The 16153-nt window shown below is 64.0% G+C and carries 15 protein-coding genes; 2 read left to right on the forward strand and 13 right to left on the reverse strand.

Annotated features, from left to right (window positions below):
* Positions 1 to 97 precede the first annotated feature (97 nt).
* The 8 genes from HXX15_RS02995 to urtA form a co-directional block, all read right to left on the reverse strand.
* Positions 98 to 1135, reverse strand: coding sequence for an aliphatic amidase (locus HXX15_RS02995; protein WP_296512487.1), 1038 nt, complete (start codon positions 1133 to 1135; stop codon positions 98 to 100).
* Positions 1136 to 1181: 46 nt separating this feature from the next.
* Complete coding sequence (locus tag HXX15_RS03000) at positions 1182 to 1523, reverse strand: zinc ribbon domain-containing protein (protein ID WP_296512491.1); 342 nt, start codon at positions 1521 to 1523, stop codon at positions 1182 to 1184.
* Between the two features lie 199 nt (positions 1524 to 1722).
* Positions 1723 to 2952, reverse strand: coding sequence for a formamidase (gene fmdA / locus HXX15_RS03005; RefSeq protein ID WP_296512493.1), 1230 nt, complete (start codon positions 2950 to 2952; stop codon positions 1723 to 1725).
* Between the two features lie 36 nt (positions 2953 to 2988).
* Positions 2989 to 3678 carry an urea ABC transporter ATP-binding subunit UrtE gene (gene urtE, locus HXX15_RS03010; RefSeq protein WP_296512496.1) on the reverse strand — a complete coding sequence of 230 codons (690 nt, stop codon included), beginning with the start codon at positions 3676 to 3678 and terminating at the stop codon, positions 2989 to 2991.
* A 24-nt stretch (positions 3679 to 3702) separates the two neighbouring features.
* A complete protein-coding gene (gene urtD / locus HXX15_RS03015) occupies positions 3703 to 4458 on the reverse strand; it encodes an urea ABC transporter ATP-binding protein UrtD (protein ID WP_296512498.1) in 756 nt (251 codons plus the stop codon).
* 9 nt (positions 4459 to 4467) lie between these two features.
* Complete coding sequence (gene urtC / locus HXX15_RS03020) at positions 4468 to 5634, reverse strand: urea ABC transporter permease subunit UrtC (protein WP_296512500.1); 1167 nt, start codon at positions 5632 to 5634, stop codon at positions 4468 to 4470.
* Between the two features lie 13 nt (positions 5635 to 5647).
* Positions 5648 to 6574, reverse strand: a complete 927-nt coding sequence (urtB, locus tag HXX15_RS03025; RefSeq protein WP_296512502.1) for an urea ABC transporter permease subunit UrtB — start codon at positions 6572 to 6574, stop codon at positions 5648 to 5650.
* Between the two features lie 146 nt (positions 6575 to 6720).
* Positions 6721 to 7980, reverse strand: coding sequence for an urea ABC transporter substrate-binding protein (gene urtA / locus HXX15_RS03030; protein ID WP_296512504.1), 1260 nt, complete (start codon positions 7978 to 7980; stop codon positions 6721 to 6723).
* Positions 7981 to 8136: 156 nt separating this feature from the next.
* Between urtA and HXX15_RS03035 the strand changes: the two genes are divergently transcribed.
* Entirely contained in the window at positions 8137 to 11505 is a 3369-nt protein-coding gene (locus HXX15_RS03035; protein ID WP_296512506.1) for a hybrid sensor histidine kinase/response regulator, read from the forward strand.
* Positions 11495 to 12424 carry a response regulator gene (locus tag HXX15_RS03040; RefSeq protein WP_296512508.1) on the forward strand — a complete coding sequence of 310 codons (930 nt, stop codon included), beginning with the start codon at positions 11495 to 11497 and terminating at the stop codon, positions 12422 to 12424. Before HXX15_RS03035 ends, HXX15_RS03040 begins: the two co-directional genes overlap by 11 nt.
* 199 nt (positions 12425 to 12623) lie before the next feature.
* Here the strand turns inward: HXX15_RS03040 and HXX15_RS03045 are convergent, their stop codons facing one another.
* The 5 genes from HXX15_RS03045 to HXX15_RS03065 form a co-directional block, all read right to left on the reverse strand.
* Positions 12624 to 12974 (reverse strand): hypothetical protein, encoded by a 351-nt coding sequence (locus HXX15_RS03045; protein ID WP_296514795.1) that lies wholly within the window; start codon positions 12972 to 12974, stop codon positions 12624 to 12626.
* A 162-nt stretch (positions 12975 to 13136) separates the two neighbouring features.
* On the reverse strand, positions 13137 to 13811 hold the full coding sequence (locus HXX15_RS03050; protein WP_296512512.1) for a hypothetical protein: 675 nt from the start codon (positions 13809 to 13811) through the stop codon (positions 13137 to 13139).
* Entirely contained in the window at positions 13808 to 14200 is a 393-nt protein-coding gene (locus tag HXX15_RS03055; protein ID WP_296512516.1) for a phage holin family protein, read from the reverse strand. The genes HXX15_RS03050 and HXX15_RS03055 overlap by 4 nt, the downstream gene beginning before the upstream one ends.
* On the reverse strand, positions 14184 to 14825 hold the full coding sequence (locus HXX15_RS03060; protein WP_296512518.1) for a hypothetical protein: 642 nt from the start codon (positions 14823 to 14825) through the stop codon (positions 14184 to 14186). The genes HXX15_RS03055 and HXX15_RS03060 overlap by 17 nt, the downstream gene beginning before the upstream one ends.
* Before the next feature lie 23 nt (positions 14826 to 14848).
* Positions 14849 to 16015: a hypothetical protein gene (locus tag HXX15_RS03065; protein WP_296512519.1), complete on the reverse strand. Its 1167-nt coding sequence runs from the start codon at positions 16013 to 16015 to the stop codon at positions 14849 to 14851.
* Positions 16016 to 16153 lie beyond the last annotated feature (138 nt).

Here is a 16153-nt window from a genome sequence, read left to right on the forward strand (position 1 = left end):
GGCTGCGCCGGGCTCCTCAGGATGAGGAGTCACTACGGCGTCGCCGATGCCGAAATTCGCTGCGCGCCGCCCTCGGCCCGCAATGACGAAATCCGTGCTATCGATGCTGCGTGCTCTGGTTCGGAATGCCCTCGATCGGGCATTCATCGACGCCGACGGTGGTGCGGGTGAAAGACTCCACCATTTCGCGGGTGCCTTCGGGATCGGCGACCCACTTTGAATAGAAGTCGTAAGGACAAACCGCGACGCCCTTGTCGCCGTCGCCGGAATTGATCATTCCGGTGTAGCCACGGTGCACCAGCTTGAACAGATGGTTCTCCGATTGACCGGTCCTGCGGAAGTCGCGGATCAGCGTCTTCGACAACGCCGCATACTGGATGCCGTAGTCCTCCTCGCCGCATTCGCCGAGCGTGCGGCCATCGAAGCCGATGATCGCCGAGTGCCCGAAATACGAATAGACGCCGTCGAAGCCCGAGGCATTGGCGACGGCGACATAGGTGTTGTTGGCCCAGGCCATCGCCTTGGCCATCAGCACCTGCTGGTCCTTGGCCGGATACATGTAGCCCTGGCAGCGCACGATCAGTTCGGCGCCCTTCATGGCGCAGTCGCGCCAGATCTCGGGATAATTGCCGTCGTCGCAGATGATCAGCGACACCTTGAGGCCCTTGGGACCCTCGGAGACATAGGTGCAGTTGCCGGGATACCAGCCCTCGATCGGAACCCACGGCATGATCTTGCGATATTTCTGCACGATCTCGCCCTTGTCGTTCATCAGGATCAGCGTGTTGTAGGGCGCCTTGTTGGGATGCTCCTCATGGCGTTCGCCGGTCAGCGAGAACACGCCCCAGACCTTGGCCTTGCGGCAGGCCTCGGCGAAGATCTCGGTCTCCTCGCCGGGCACCGAGGAAGCGGTCTCATACATTTCCTTGGAGTCGTACATGATGCCATGCGTGGAATATTCCGGGAAGATCACCAGATCCATGCCGGGCAGCCCGCTCTTCATGCCGACCAGCATGTCGGCGATCTTGCGGCAGTTGGCGAGGACCTCGGCCTTGGTGTGGAGTCGCGGCATCTTGTAGTTCACTACGGCGACGCCGACTGTATCGTTGCTGGATGAGATATCGCCGTGGTGCATGATGGTCTCCCTCGGATCTGAGCGCGCCTGTTGGAAAAATTGAAGATTAGTGGCTGATCATCCACGGCCGCGCGGTCGGGAAGCCCTTGGCGCCGCTCTTGCTGCGGGTCTGCAGCCGCGACGGCTTGCCGGTGGAGCAGCAGCCGCAGCCGGGGCCGTGCGAGGCCTTGTATTCGCCGACCGTCTTTGGCGCGTTCGAGCTGCGCTCGTTGGTGGCGTGGGCGAGGCGCTTGTCGGTCGCCATGCAGAAGTAATTCGGCGCGGTGAGGATCACGCGCGGCGACGACACCTCGCATTGCGGGCAGTCGTTCGGCTCGTCGCATTCCGCCATCGGGCGCATCTCGGTGAACGGGCCGCAGGCGTCGCAGAGATATTCATAGACCGGCATGTTGATTTTCCATTTCGGGCGATGGTCGCGAGACCTGCCGTTGGTGCGAGTGCGGGCGGGCACCGCGCAGCCTCATGGTGAGGAGCGCGCCTCTCGGCGCGCGTCTCGAACCATGGGGCGGGACGTCTCCTCATCCTTCGAGACGCGGCCAAGTGGCCGCTCCTCAGGATGAGGAGTCATCCCGGGCGGAGTCCGTCGGTTACTTGTCCTGAGACAGCGGCATCTGGATGTCGCCCTTGATGTGTTTGATCGGGCCGACGGACGACGGATTGATGTCGAAGTCGAAGATTTCCGTCGGCAGCCACAACGTGGCGCAGGCGTTCGGCACGTCGACAACGCCGGAGATGTGGCCCTGGCACGGTGCGGTGCCGAGGATCGAATAGGCCTGGGCGCCGGAGTAGCCGAACTTCTTCAGGTACTCGATGGCGTTCAGACAGGCCTGGCGATAGGCGATGTGGACGTCGAGGTAATGCTGCTTGCCGGCCTCGTCGACCGAGATGCCCTCGAAGATCAGATAGTCCTTGTAGTTCGGCGTCATCGGCGACGGCTTGAACACCGGATTCTTGATGCCGTATTTATTGACGCCGTCCTTGATGACGTCGACCTTGATGTGCAGCCAGCCGGCCATCTCGATCGCGCCGCAGAAGGTGATCTCGCCGTCGCCCTGGCTGAAATGCAGGTCGCCCATCGAGAGCCCGCCGCCCGGCACATAGACCGGGAAGAACACCTTCGAGCCGCGCGACAGATCCTTGATGTCGCAGTTGCCGCCATGTTCGCGCGGCGGCACGGTGCGGGCGCCTTCGGCCGCGGCCTTGGCCTTGGCGTCGCCCTTGAGCCGGCCCATATGCGCGGTCGGTCCGAACGGCGGATTGGCGAGGCCGGGGACGCGGGTCGGGTTGGTGGCGATCAGCGCGGTCTCGCGCTCGTTCCAGGTCGCCAGCAGTTTCGGATCGGGCAGACAGCCGATCAGGCCGGGATGGATCAGGCCGGCGAAGTTCACGCCCGGGATATGGCGCGACGAGGTGTACATGCCCTTGAAGTCCCAGATCGACTTCTGCGCCAGCGGGAAGTGGTCGGTCAGAAAGCCGCCGCCGTTCTGCTTGGAGAAGAAGCCGTTGAAGCCCCACTGCGAATCCTTCATCGGGCCGACATCGAGCAGGTCGACGACCAGCAGGTCGCCGGGCTCGGCGCCCTTGACGCCGATCGGGCCGGACAGAAAATGCACAATCGACAGGTCGATGTCGCGGACGTCGTCGGCGGAATCGTTGTTCTTGATGAAGCCGCCGGTCCAGTCATAGGTCTCGACGATGAAGTCGTCGCCGGGATTGACCCAGGCCACCATCGGCACGTCGGGATGCCAGCGATTGTGGATGTTCTCGTTGTCGTAGGCCGACTGCGTCAGATCGACCTTGATGAGTGTATCTACCATTTTGAAGACTCCCCTTCGTTACCAGTGGTCGTGCGGTTAGACGGACAAATATTTCGAGATCTGTTCGGCATCGACGACGTCGCGCGGGTCGTCGCGGACGATCTCGCCGTTCTCGATCACCAGCACCCGGTCGGCGACGTCGAGCGCGAAGCTCAGTACCTGTTCGGAGACGATGATCGACAATCCGCGGGTGTCGCGGATCTGCTTCAGGGTGCGGGCCATCTCCTTGATGATGGAGGGCTGGATGCCTTCGGTCGGCTCGTCGAGCAGCAATACCTTCGGCTTGGTGGCGAGCGCGCGCGCGATCGCCAGCTGCTGCTGCTGACCGCCGGAAAGGTTGCCGCCGCGGCGGCCCTTCATCTCCAGCAGCACCGGAAACAGCTCGTAGATGTCGCCCGGCACATCGCGTTCGCCGGAGGCGACCAGGCCGGTCTCGATGTTCTCCTTCACTGTCATGCTGGAGAAGATCATTCGGCCCTGCGGCACGTAAGCGAGGCCCTTGGCGACCCGCTCGTAGCTCTTCAGCGTCGACAGTTCGGCGCCTTCCATCGACACCGAACCGCTCTTGGTCGGGATGATCCCCATCAGCGACTTCATCAGCGTGGTCTTGCCCATGCCGTTGCGGCCCATGATCGCCACGATCTCGTTGGGCGCGACCGCGACATTGAGCCCATGCAGCACCTCGCTCTGGCCGTAGGCGACGTGAAGATCAGAGATTGCCAGCATCGCAGCGCTCCTTCAGTACCGGGCTCAATGGCCGAGATAGACTTCGATCACCTTGGGGTCGTTCTTGACCTTTTCCATGGTGCCTTCCGACAGGATCTGGCCCTGATGCAGCACCGTGACCTTGTGGGCGATGTCCTCGACGAATTTCATGTCGTGCTCGATCACCAGCACCGAACGATTCTTGATGATGGTGTTGAGCAATTCCGCGGTCTTGACCCGCTCGCTGACGCTCATGCCGGCGACCGGCTCGTCCAGCATCAACAGCTCCGGGTCCTGGATCAGCAGCATGCCGATCTCCAGCCACTGCTTCTGGCCGTGGCTGAGCAGTTCGGCGCTCATGTTGAGCCGGTCCTTGAGGAAGATCATCTCGGCGACCTCGTGGACGCGGTCGCGGACCACGGCGTCGCGGGTGAAGGTCAGCGCGCCGAACACGGTGCGGCCGCGCGGATAGGAGATTTCCAGATTCTCGAACACCGTGAGGTCGTCGTAGATCGACGGGTTCTGGAACTTGCGGCCGACCCCGGCCTGCACGATCTGGTTCTCCTTCATCTTGGTGAGATCCTTGTCGCGGAAATGGATCGCACCGGCGGTCGCCTTGGTCTTGCCGCAGATCAGGTCGAGCACCGTGGTCTTGCCGGCGCCGTTGGGGCCGATGATGACGCGGATCTCGTTTTCCTCGACGTAGAACGACAGGTCGTTGACCGCCTTGAAGCCGTCGAACGAGACCGTCAGCCCCTCGACCGAGAGCAGGAAATCCTTGGGTTGATGACCGATCAGCATGGTTCTCTCCTATTCGGCCGGGGCGCCGTCGGCGACAGGCCCGAAGGACTTGCCGTTCTTGGAATCGGCCTTAGGGTCGGAGCCGGATTTGCGTGAGGCGAACAGCCGGTCGATCCGCGGCTGGATGTAATCGCCCCAGATGCCCGCGAGCCCATTGGGGAAAGCCAGCACTACCGCGATGAACAGGCCGCCGAGGCCGAACAGCCACAATTCGGGGAAAGATTCCGACAGGCTGGTCTTGGCGAAATTCACCAGCAATGTGCCGTACACGGCGCCCAGGATCGACAGCCGGCCGCCGACCGCGGTGTAGATCACCATCTCGATCGACGGCACGATGCCGACGAAGGACGGCGACATGAAGCCGACGTTGAGCGCGAACATCGCTCCGCCGATCGCGGCGAACATCGCGGCGACGCAGAAGGCGAAGATCTTGAAGTTGGCGACGCTGTAGCCGGAGAACCGCACCCGGTCCTCCTTCTCGCGCATCGCCACCAGGATGCGGCCGAGCTTGGAGCGGCGGATGAACTGGGCGATGAAGATGCAGCCGAACAGCAGCGCCACTTCGAAGAAGTACAGCACGATCTTGGCGTGATCGGGCCGGATATCCCAGCCCTTCAGGGTGCGCAGGTCGGTCATGCCGTTGATGCCGCCGGTGTAGCCCTGCTGGCCGACGATCAGGATGGTCAGAATGGCGGCGACCGCCTGGGTGATGATCGCGAAATAGGTGCCGCCGACCCGGCGCTTGAACATCGCAGCACCAATGATGAAGGCGAAGAACGCCGGCACCACGATGATGGCGATCACCGTGAAGGTCAGGCTGTGGAACGGTTTCCAGAACAACGGCAGCGAGGTGATCTGATTCCAGTCCATGAAATCAGGAATGCCGGGCGTCGACTGGATCTTGGTGTTCTCGGGGCTCGAGGCTTCGAGCTTGAGAAACATCGCCATGCAGTAGCCGCCGAGGCCGAAAAACACACCCTGGCCGAGGCTGAGAATGCCGCCAAATCCCCAGCAGATCACCAGTCCCAGCGCGACGAAGGCGTAGGTCAGATATTTGGCGACCAAATTGAGCCTGAACACATCGAGGCTGAGCGGCAGGATCACCACCAGCAGGACGGCCAGAACCAGAATGCCCATCAGCTCTTTGCGATTAACGAAGCGCGCGTTGTCGTTCATGAGCTTGAGCCTCTTATTTACGGACTTTGAGGGCAAACAGACCCTGCGGGCGCAGCATCAGGATTCCGACGACCGCGAGCAGCGTCAGAACCTTCGCCATCGACCCCGACATGAAGAATTCGAGCGTCGATTGCGTCTGCGAGATGCTGAAGGCCGAGGCGATGGTGCCGACCAGGCTGGCGGCGCCGCCGAACACCACCACCAGGAAGGTGTCGACGATGTAGAGCTGGCCCGAGGTCGGTCCGGTCGACCCGATCATGGTGAAGGCTGAGCCCGCGATCCCGGCGATGCCGCAGCCGAGCCCGAAGGTGTAGCAGTCGACCCGCTCGGTGTTGATGCCCACCGCGCCAGCCATGATGCGGTTCTGCACCACGGCGCGGACCTGGCGGCCCCAGCGCGATTTGTACATGACGTAGGCCACCGCGATCGTGATCAGCAGCGTCAGGCACATCACGAAGATGCCGTTGATCGGCACCTCGATGCTGTCGGTGACCTTCTGCGAGCCCAGCATCCACTGCGGCAGTTCGACGCCGACTTCGCGGGCGCCGAAGATCGAGCGATAGGCCTGCTGCAGGATCAGGCTGAGGCCCCAGGTCGCGAGCAGCGTATCGAGCGGGCGCTTGTAGAGATGGCGTATCAGCGCCCATTCGACCAGCATGCCTAACGCACCGGATGCGAAGAACGCCAATATCATGGCGACGAAGAAGTAACCGCTGAACAGCGACGGCAGAAACGCCTGGAAGAAATTCGACGTCATCCAGGTGACGTAGGCGCCGAGGATCATGAACTCGCCATGGGCCATGTTGATGACCCCCATCTGGCCGAAGATGATCGCCAGACCGAGCGCCATCAGGACGTACACGGAGAACAGGATCAGGCCCGCGAAGCCCTGCATGACGAAAATTGAGCCGAGATCACCAATCGAATAGTCGCCGAACATCGATCTGTCCTCTGTCGTTGTGAAATCGCGGGAGAAGTCCCTGCGTCGCTCGCAAGCAAGCTCGCGACGCAGGGCCGTCAGGCGGGGATAGGTCGTCCGCGCCAGGGAGAGGTGTCCGAACGAGCCGCGCTAGGACGCGCGCGGGCTCACTGGTAGCCCTTCGGGAACGGATCCGGCTCGACCAGATCGGCGGTCTCGTAGATCAGTTCGAACTGGCCATCGAGCTTGGCCTTGCCGACGCGGGTCTTGGACCACAGATGGTGATTTTCGTGGATCCGGACGTAGCCTTCCGGCGCGCCCTTGAACTCGATCCCGGGCGAAGCCGCCGCGATCTTGTCGACATCGAACGAACCGGCCTTCTCGACCGTCAGCTTCCACAGCCACGGGCCCAGATAGGCGGCCTGGGTAACGTCGCCGATCACCGTCTTCTCGCCCCACATCTTGTGGAACGCGGCGACGAACTTCTCATTGTTCTCGTTCTTCAGCGACTGGAAGTACTTCATGCAGGCGTAGGCGCCCGCGATGTTCTCGCCGCCGATGCCGTCGATTTCGTCTTCGGTGACCGAGATCGTCAGCAGCGCCTGCTTCGACAGGTCGATGCCGGCCGCCTTCAGCTGCTTGTAGAACGCCACGTTCGATCCGCCGACGACGTCGGTGAAGATCACGTCCGGCTTGGTCAGCTTGATCTTGTTGATGACCGAGTTGAACTGGGTGTTGCCGAGCGGGTAATATTCTTCGCCGACAACCTTGCCCTTGAGCACGTTCTCGACGTGCTTGCGCGCGATCTTGTTCGAGGTGCGCGGCCAGATGTAGTCGGAACCGACGAAGAAGAAGCTCTTGGCGCCCTTCTCCTTGGCGATCCAGTTGAGGCCGGCCAGAATCTGCTGGGTGGCTTCCTGGCCGGTGTAGATCACGTTCTTGGACTGCTCGAGTCCTTCATAGAAGGTCGGGTAGTACAACATGCCGTTGTACTGCTCCATCACCGGCAGCACCGCCTTGCGCGACGCCGAGGTCCAGCAACCCATGATCGCCGCGACCTTGTCGTTGACCAACAGCTTCTTGGCCTTTTCCGCGAAAGTCGGCCAATCCGAAGCGCCGTCTTCTTGGATGATCTTGATCTTGCGCCCGAGCACGCCGCCGGCTTCGTTGATCTGCGCGATCGCCAGCTTTTCGGCTTCGATCGAGCCGGTTTCGGAAATCGCCATCGTGCCGGTGGCCGAATGCAGAATTCCGACGGTCACTTCAGTATCGGTAACCGCGAGGCCGGTGGTGTTGACCGCGGAGGTTGCAGGTCCGGCGGCAAAGGACGGCCCGCCGAACATCGAGATGGCCGGAATGGCCGCGATTCCCATCAACAGCTTGCGCCGCAGCGGTGAATCGAGACCCCGCTTTTTATCGTCTGACATAACTACCCCTTCATGCTTTCGAGGACCGAATTTCAGTCAGGCCACGATTGCCGAATTATTGCGGTGCACCGATACGCAAGATCACGTATGTTGCACCGCAAGACCGCGACGTAGATTTTTCAGCGGGGTGATGGATCGACAGCCAGGGAGACGCAGGTGGCAGGGCGGCAGCGCATAGACCGCGTGAGACGCCAGTATAATCAGTGGGTTGCCAACCAAACCCTGGAAGACTACGCGCTCCGCTTCACCGCCAAGAGCGCACGACGCTGGTCCGCCGCCCGCGTCGCCAACACCGCGCTGGGCGCGATCTCGTTCCTCGCGCTGGAAGCGATCGGCGGCACCATCACGCTGAACTACGGAGTCACCAACGCCACCGCGGCGATCCTCGTCGTCAGCGTGATCATCTTCTGCTGCGGCCTGCCGATTGCCTATTATGCAGCCAGGTGTGGCGTCGATATCGACTTGCTTACGCGCGGCGCCGGATTTGGCTACATCGGATCGACCATCACCTCGCTGATCTATGCCTCATTCACGTTCATCTTTTTCGCCATCGAAGCTGTTATCCTCGCCACCGCGCTGCAGCTGTGCTTCGGATTGCCGCTACCGCTGGGCTATCTGTTCAGCGCAGTGGCGATCATCCCGCTGGTGACCCACGGCATCACCCTGATCAGCCGGTTCCAGCTCTGGACCCAGCCGTTCTGGATCATGCTGCACATCCTGCCGTTCGCGGCGATCGCGGTGAAAAGCCCGGAATCATTTCGGCAATGGACCTCGTTCGCGGGCGCGCATGGCGACCCGTCGGGCCATCTCGACCTGTTGCTGTTCGGGACCGCGGCCTCGGTGGTGTTCTCGCTGGTGGCGCAGATCGGCGAACAGGTCGACTTCCTGCGCTTTCTGCCGCGCGACCGCCGCACCTCGAAGCGGTCGTGGTGGATCGCCATGGTGTGTGCCGGGCCGGGCTGGATCGTGCCGGGCGCGATCAAGCTGCTGGCGGGATCGTTCCTGGCGTATTTCGCGCTGATGCACGGCCTGCCGGCGCAGGACGCCGCCGAGCCCGCGCACATGTATCTCGAGGCGTTTCGCTACGTGCTGGCGCAGCCGGGGCTGGCGCTGGCGCTGACTGGCGCCTTCGTGATCCTGTCGCAACTGAAGATCAACGTCACCAACGCCTATGCGGGCTCGATCGCGTGGTCGAACTTCTTCTCCCGCCTCACCCACAGCCACCCCGGCCGCGTGGTTTGGCTGGTGTTCAACGTGCTGGTGGCGCTGCTGCTGATGGAGATCGGCGTCTACAAGGCGCTGGAGCAGACCCTGGCGCTGTATTCCAACGTGGCGATCGCCTGGGTCGGCGCGCTGGTGTCCGATCTGGTCATCAACAAGCCGCTCGGGCTGCGGCCGCAGCACATGGAATTCAAGCGCGCGCATCTTTACGACATCAACCCGGTCGGCGTCGGCTCGATGCTGATCGCCACGGTGGTGTCGATCAGCGCATTCTACGGCGTGTTCGGGCCAACCGCGAAGGCGCTGGCGCCGTTCGTGGCGCTGCTGGTCGCGTTCGTTACCGCGCCGCTGATCGCCTACGCCACCGACGGCCGCTATTACATCGCGCGCAAGCCGAAGCGCAGCTGGCAGAACCTCGAAGCGATCAAGTGCTGCATCTGCGAGCACTCGTTCGAGCCGGAGGACATGGCGTCGTGCCCGGCCTATGCGGGGCCGATCTGTTCGCTGTGCTGCTCGCTCGACGCCCGCTGCCATGATCTGTGCAAGCCGCACGCGCGGATCAACGCTCAGATTTCCGGCACGCTCGGCAAGCTGCTGCCGCGGCCAATCTACGCCCGGATCAACTCGCAGCTCGGCCACTATCTCGGCGTGTTCCTGATCTCGGTCGGCCTGGTCGGGTTGACGCTCAGCCTGATCTATCTGCAGGCATCGGCCGCGATCACGGTCGATCAGGTCCAGCTTTCGGAAGTGCTGTGGAAACTGTTCTTCGCGCTCACCATCATCATCGGCGTGGTGGCCTGGCTGTTCGTGCTGGCGCGGCAGAGCCGGCAGGCGGCCGAGGCCGAAACCAGGCGGCAGACCACGCTGCTGATGCAGGAAATCGCCGCCCACCGGCAGACCGACATCGAACTGCAGCGCGCCAAGGAAGTCGCCGAATCCGCCAACCTCGCCAAGAGCCGCTACGTGGTCGGCCTCAGCCATGAGTTGCGCTCGCCGCTCAACGCGATCAGCGGCTATGCGCAATTACTGGAGCAGGACACCAGCCTGCCACCGCGACCGCGCGACCAGATCCGGCTGGTGCGCCGCAGCGCCGATCATCTGTCCGGGTTGATCGACGGCCTGCTCGACATCTCCAAGATCGAGGCCGGGCGGCTGTATCTGTCGCGCGACGAGGTCCGGCTCGGCGAATTCCTCGATCAACTGGTCGGGATGTTCCGCCTGCAGGCTGCCGCCAAGGACATCGAATTCGTGTTCAAGCGGCCGACCTATCTCCCCCCGGTGGTCTATGCCGACGAGAAGCGGCTGCGCCAGGTGCTGATCAACCTGCTCTCCAACGCGATCAAGTTCACCCAGTCCGGCAGCGTGCATTTCATCGTTCACTATCGCAATCCGGTCGCTGAACTCGAGGTCCGCGACACCGGCCCCGGCATCCATGCCAACGATCTGGAGCGGATCTTCGCGCCGTTCGAGCGCGGCGCGCTCGGGATCTCGCAGCCGCACACCGGCACCGGCCTCGGGCTCACCATCAGCAAGCTGCTGGCGGGCGTGATGGGTGGCGATCTCCGGGTCACCAGCACGCTCGGCAAGGGCAGCACCTTCAGCGTCAAGATGCTGCTGTCCGAGGTCACCAACCCGACCCGCACAAGGGCGATCCGTGCGCCGATCCTCGGCTATTACGGTCCGCGCAAGACCATCCTGATCACCGACGACGATCCGACCCAGCGCGAATTGTTGCAGGAGGTGCTGGCACCGCTCGGCTTCATCGTGCTCAGCGCGCCGGACGGCTATGCTTGCGTCAGCCTCGCCGAGCACTGCCAGCCGGATCTGTTCCTGCTCGACATCTCGATGGCCGGCATCGACGGCTGGACCGTGGCCGAAACGCTGCGCGAGAAGGGCCACTATCATGCCCGCATCCTGATGGTTTCCGCCAGCGCGCTGGAGGCCCACGGCGCGCCGCTGGCGCGAACCTTCCACGACGGCTATCTGATGAAGCCGATCGACATTCCGCGGCTGCTGGAATTGATCGGGCAATTGCTCAAGCTGCGGTGGAAATATGTCGGCGAGCCGATCGGCGAGCTCGGGCCGAGGGCGGACCTCAACAGCCCGCCGATGCAGCATGTCGAGGAGCTGATCCAGCTCGGCCAGCTCGGCTTCATCCGCGGCATCGAGTCCAAGCTCGACCAGATCCACAGCGATTATCCGGAGTCCGAGGCGTTCGTGACAAAGATGCGCGGGCTAATCGACCGATTCGACCTTGATCAGTACATGAAAACCCTGAACACCCTGTATCGCCATGAGCCCTGATTCCAAGAAACGCGACATCGCGCTGGTGATCGACGATTCGCCGGAAACCCTGCGGATGCTGACCGATGCGCTGGACGGCGCCGGCATGACCGTGATGGTGGCGATGGACGGCGCCGCCGCGATGCGGATCGTCGAGCAGATCACGCCCGACATCATCCTGCTCGACGCGATGATGCCGGGGATGGACGGCTTCGAGACCTGCCGGCGGCTGAAGCGCACTCCCGGGCTGAGCGGCGTGCCGGTGATCTTCATGACCGGCCTCGCCGAATCCGAACACATCGTGCGCGGCCTCGAGGCCGGCGGCGTCGACTACGTCACCAAGCCGATCGTAATCGTCGAGATGCTGGCGCGGATCAGGGTTCACCTCGGCAACGCACGGCTGAGCCAGAGCGCGCGCGCCGCGCTCGACGTCTCGGGCCGCTTCCTGCTCGCGGTCGATCGCGTCGGCAAGGTGATCTGGGCGACGCCGCAGGCGCAGAAATTATTGGCCAGCGACGACAGCTCCGACGAGGGCGTCCGGCTCGATCTGCCGAAGCCGTGGCTGGATTGGCTGGAACAGGTTCATCACGGCCTGACGCAGCCGAAGACGCCGCTGAAATCTTCGCTGCTGCGCAACGAAGACCTGCGGCTGCAATATATGGGCAAGCTCGGCCCCGACGAATTCCTGTTACGGTTGGCGCGCGACACCAGCTCGGATTCGCCGACCGAATTCAGCAAGGAACTCGGTCTCACCAGCCGCGAGGGCGAGGTGCTGGCCTGGCTGAGCAAGGGCAAGACCAACCGTGACATCGCGCAGATTCTCGGCCTCAGCCCGCGCACCGTCGACAAGCATCTGGAGCAGGTCTACGCCAAGCTCGGCGTCGAGAACCGCACCGCCGCCGCCGCGATCGCCACCAGCGCCAACCGGCGCAACAATTGAGCGCAGCGCGCCGTTCGCGCACGTCGACCATTTGAACCGGTCATTCCGGGGCGCGAGGCCGCAGGCCGAGCGAACCCGGAATCTCGCCGCGTGTACGATCATTGAAATTGCGCTTGGCGCCGGCGCAAGATTCCGGGTTCGCTCGCAGCTTCGCTGCTCGCGCCCCGGAATGACGACCCCTTATCGACGACGTGACCCCTCACGCCTCATCCGCGGGAACGAAGCAGCTGATGACGACGCTGCCGCGGTGGTTGACGTACCAGACGATCGCGCCGCCGACCGGATTGCCGGCGTTGCGGATCACGGCCTTGGCCGGCACCTCCCACCACACGCCGTCGATCGGCACCCAGTAGGCCCCGCCGCGGATATCATAACTGGTGCGATGGCCGTCGGAGACGTCGCAGCACGGCACCCCGGCAGCGCTTCGCATGCTCTTGAACCAGGCCCGGATGTCGTCGGGAACATCGCCGAACTGACCGCGGTCGACGGCGCGCGCGTCGGATGCGACCACGAGTGAAACCACGGCAGCCAGACGCGCGAGCGCGATCATCGGTTTCTCCGCGACATCAAGTCGGGCCATGATGCGGCCGAGCCGGCCCGACATCAACCTGTCAACGCGGGTTTTGCGCCGGCGATTCGTCGCTGTGCGCCGCAACAACCGGACGCCGCGGCGTACGCCGGCTCGGCGCTTTCCCGAATCTGGCGGCCGTTGTCACTCCAGCCGGTCATCTTCATCGGGCTCGGCAGCCGAGGTCGCCTCCGCCACCACGCGCGCAGCCTGCTCCAGCGCGAAGCCGGTCGCCCCGGTCTTGAGACGGTCGCCGGCCGCGGCGAACATCTCCGCCTCGACCTTGGTCGGCGGCAGCGACGCCGCGATCCCGGCGCCGATCACCACGCCCACCGCGCCCAGCATCAAGGGCTGTTCGTTGAACAACTCGCTCAGGCGCGAGCGCGCGCCGGCGACCAGATCGGCGCCGGCATTCGGAACCGATCGACCGAAATCCGCCGCCTGCTCCGCCAAACCGGAGCCGTAGCGCGTGGCGCGATCGATCGCCGCCGCGCCGCTGTCGCGTACCACGCGGCTCGCGGAATCCGCGATCGCGCTGGCCTCATGGGTTACTTCCGACAACCGCTCGCCGAGCGCGTCGACCCCGTGCCTGACTGCCGAACGCCCCTTCGACAGCGCGTCGGTGGCCACATCGGACAGCCGATCGAGACCGGCATCGTGCGCCAGCCTTGTGGTGCGATCGACGGTCTTGCCGCCGGTGAACAACCACAGCAGCCCCGCCCCGATCAGCGCCGTGGACACTGGATTGCGCCGCAGCGCGTCGCCGAGGTCATGAACAAAGTGAGCTGCCTTTTGCTCGACTGACGAACGATCGGTCATCGGACCATCTCCTTGGCCGCGACCTTGTCGCGCTGCAATTGGTCGAGCGTCACCGCGGGACTGAGCGCCCCGCCGGATAATCTGCCGATTCCGATCCAGATCAGCACCGCTGCAATCATTGCAGCGCCGGCGCCGGTGATCAGATAGGCGACCGACGGCGCGATTCCGTTTTCCACCAGCGCGGCCGCGATCGCCAACAGGATCAGCACCAGCGCCGCGATGCAGATCGCGACTCCGGCGCCGATCAGCGCCGCGGCGCGGCCGACCTGACTGGCTTTGTCGGACATTTCCGCGCGTGCCAGTTCGAATTCGTTGCCGACCAGATTTGCCAACTGACCGAACGCATCGCTGATCAGTTCGGGGATCGAGCGATTACTTGGTGAACTCATCGCGATATCCCCGATTGTCGTCGTTGGACGTCGAATTCGACGCCGTGTCGCGGCGGGATTCGGCCGCACTGTCGCTCGACGAACCGACGTCGCCCGAACTCTTCAGGAAGCGCACCGCGCCGAACCCGGCGAGCACCGCGAGCCCGAGAAACGCGGTCGGCTGCCGCCTGGCGAAGGATTGCACCCCGGCCACCAGATCCTGGATATTGCCGTGCTGAACAGTGTCGGCGACCTCCTCCACGCGCGCCGCGGCCTTGCGCATATAGACCGCGGCAATCGGCAGTTCGTCGTCGAACTCGCGCGCGGCGCGGCGGATCGCGTCGGCCAGGTGAACGGCATAGTCCGCGCCCGCATTCTTCTGGCTGTTGGCACGATCCTTCAGTGTCTCGCCGGCTTGCGAGGCGAACTCCTTCGCCGCTTCGGCGAATTCCGCAGCCTGCGCCTTCACCGACTCGGCCGAGGCTTCGGCAACGTCGGCAACCTTGTCCTTCAGGTCGCGTCCCGCGGCCATCGCCTGCTCCGCCATCTCGTGCACCTGCTGCCGTTTCGTCTTGCCGCCACCACCCGACGCGGATTTCGAGCCGACATCGGGCGCGTCGATGATCGTGGTCTCTTGCTCGGCCATCACTCGGTCTCCATCCATGACTGTCAGTGTTTGTTCTGCGACGGCGTCTCGAATGACGACGCTGCGGCCTCCGCGACCTTGCGGGCGCGCGGACCGATGTCTGTTACATTCCCGGTCACGCCCAGCTCGCCCGACTCGGCATCCTGCGCTGTCCGCGACGCGCCTTCTGCTGCTTTTGCGCGGTTGATCGGGTCGTTGCCAGCGCTACCGGCCGGTTCGCGGTGGTGCCGGAAATGCGGAATCGCGCTGGCGAGCAGACCGCCAAGCACCAGTCCGACGCCCGCCACCAGCAACGGATGGTTGCCGACGGTTTCGACCAAGGTCTTGCCGGCCTGATCGCCGAGATCGGCGGCGCGCTCCCGAACTTTCGCCGCGGATTCCCGGCTCGCGGCGGCGGCCTCACCGATGCTGCTGCGAAGCCGGGCCGCGGCGTCGGTGGCGCTGTCGCGCGCCGAAGCGGCTGTGTCGCGGATCGAACCCGCCACCGCATCGGTCAGCCCGGCGCCCTTGTCGGCAATGTCGTGGGCCTCGGTGGCGAAAGCCTCGCCGGCCGCGGTGGCGCGGCGGCGCAGATCGTCGACCCCGGAGTTGACGGTGTCGGTGACGGTCTTGCCGAATTCGTCGGCTTTGTCCTTCCATTCGGCGGCGGTCGAGGCCGCAGCCTGCCGGAATTGCGCGGCGCGCGACGACGCGGCGTCGCCGGCCGCATGCAGCGTGCCGGAGGCGTATTGCGCGGCGGCCGTCGCGGTGTCGGTGGCGTCGGCGCCGAAATCCCGGGCGCGACGCTCGACCTCGCCGGCGAAATCGACCGCGGCATCGGAAGCCTTCTGCGTCACCTGCTGGCCGGACTTCGAGCCGGCCAGATACAGGCCGGCGCCGACCATCAGCACCGGCGCGGGGATCGCCCGCAGCAGCCTGAACAACGGGTATGCGAGGGTCGCGCCGACCGCGACCGCCTGCACCGGATTGGTGCGCGCGGCATGGGTGACGCGATCGACCAGGGCCTCGCCCCGGGTTTTGAAATAGTCGCTCATTTCGGCCTTGATGGCGCTGGGCGAAATCCGCTCGCGCAGATCGTCCGCGGTTTGCCCGACCGTGGTCCGCAGCTGATCCACGGTCTGGGTCAGTTCGGCCCGGGCACGCTCGGTGTCCCGCTTGATCTCTTCCATTGAACGGGCGTCATGTGCCATGGCCTGCCTCCAAAAAAATGTAAGCGTCCAACTCGGCAGGATCAGCTAGGTTCCTTTTCGCGCGATTCAATCGAATGGCGATGCGGAAAATGCTGTCGAACGCAGCGTTTGGCCGTGTCGCCCAAGAATACCAGCTCG

The sequence above is a fragment of the Rhodopseudomonas sp. genome (assembly GCF_013377015.1).
Taxonomy (GTDB): Bacteria; Pseudomonadota; Alphaproteobacteria; order Rhizobiales; family Xanthobacteraceae; genus JARJEH01.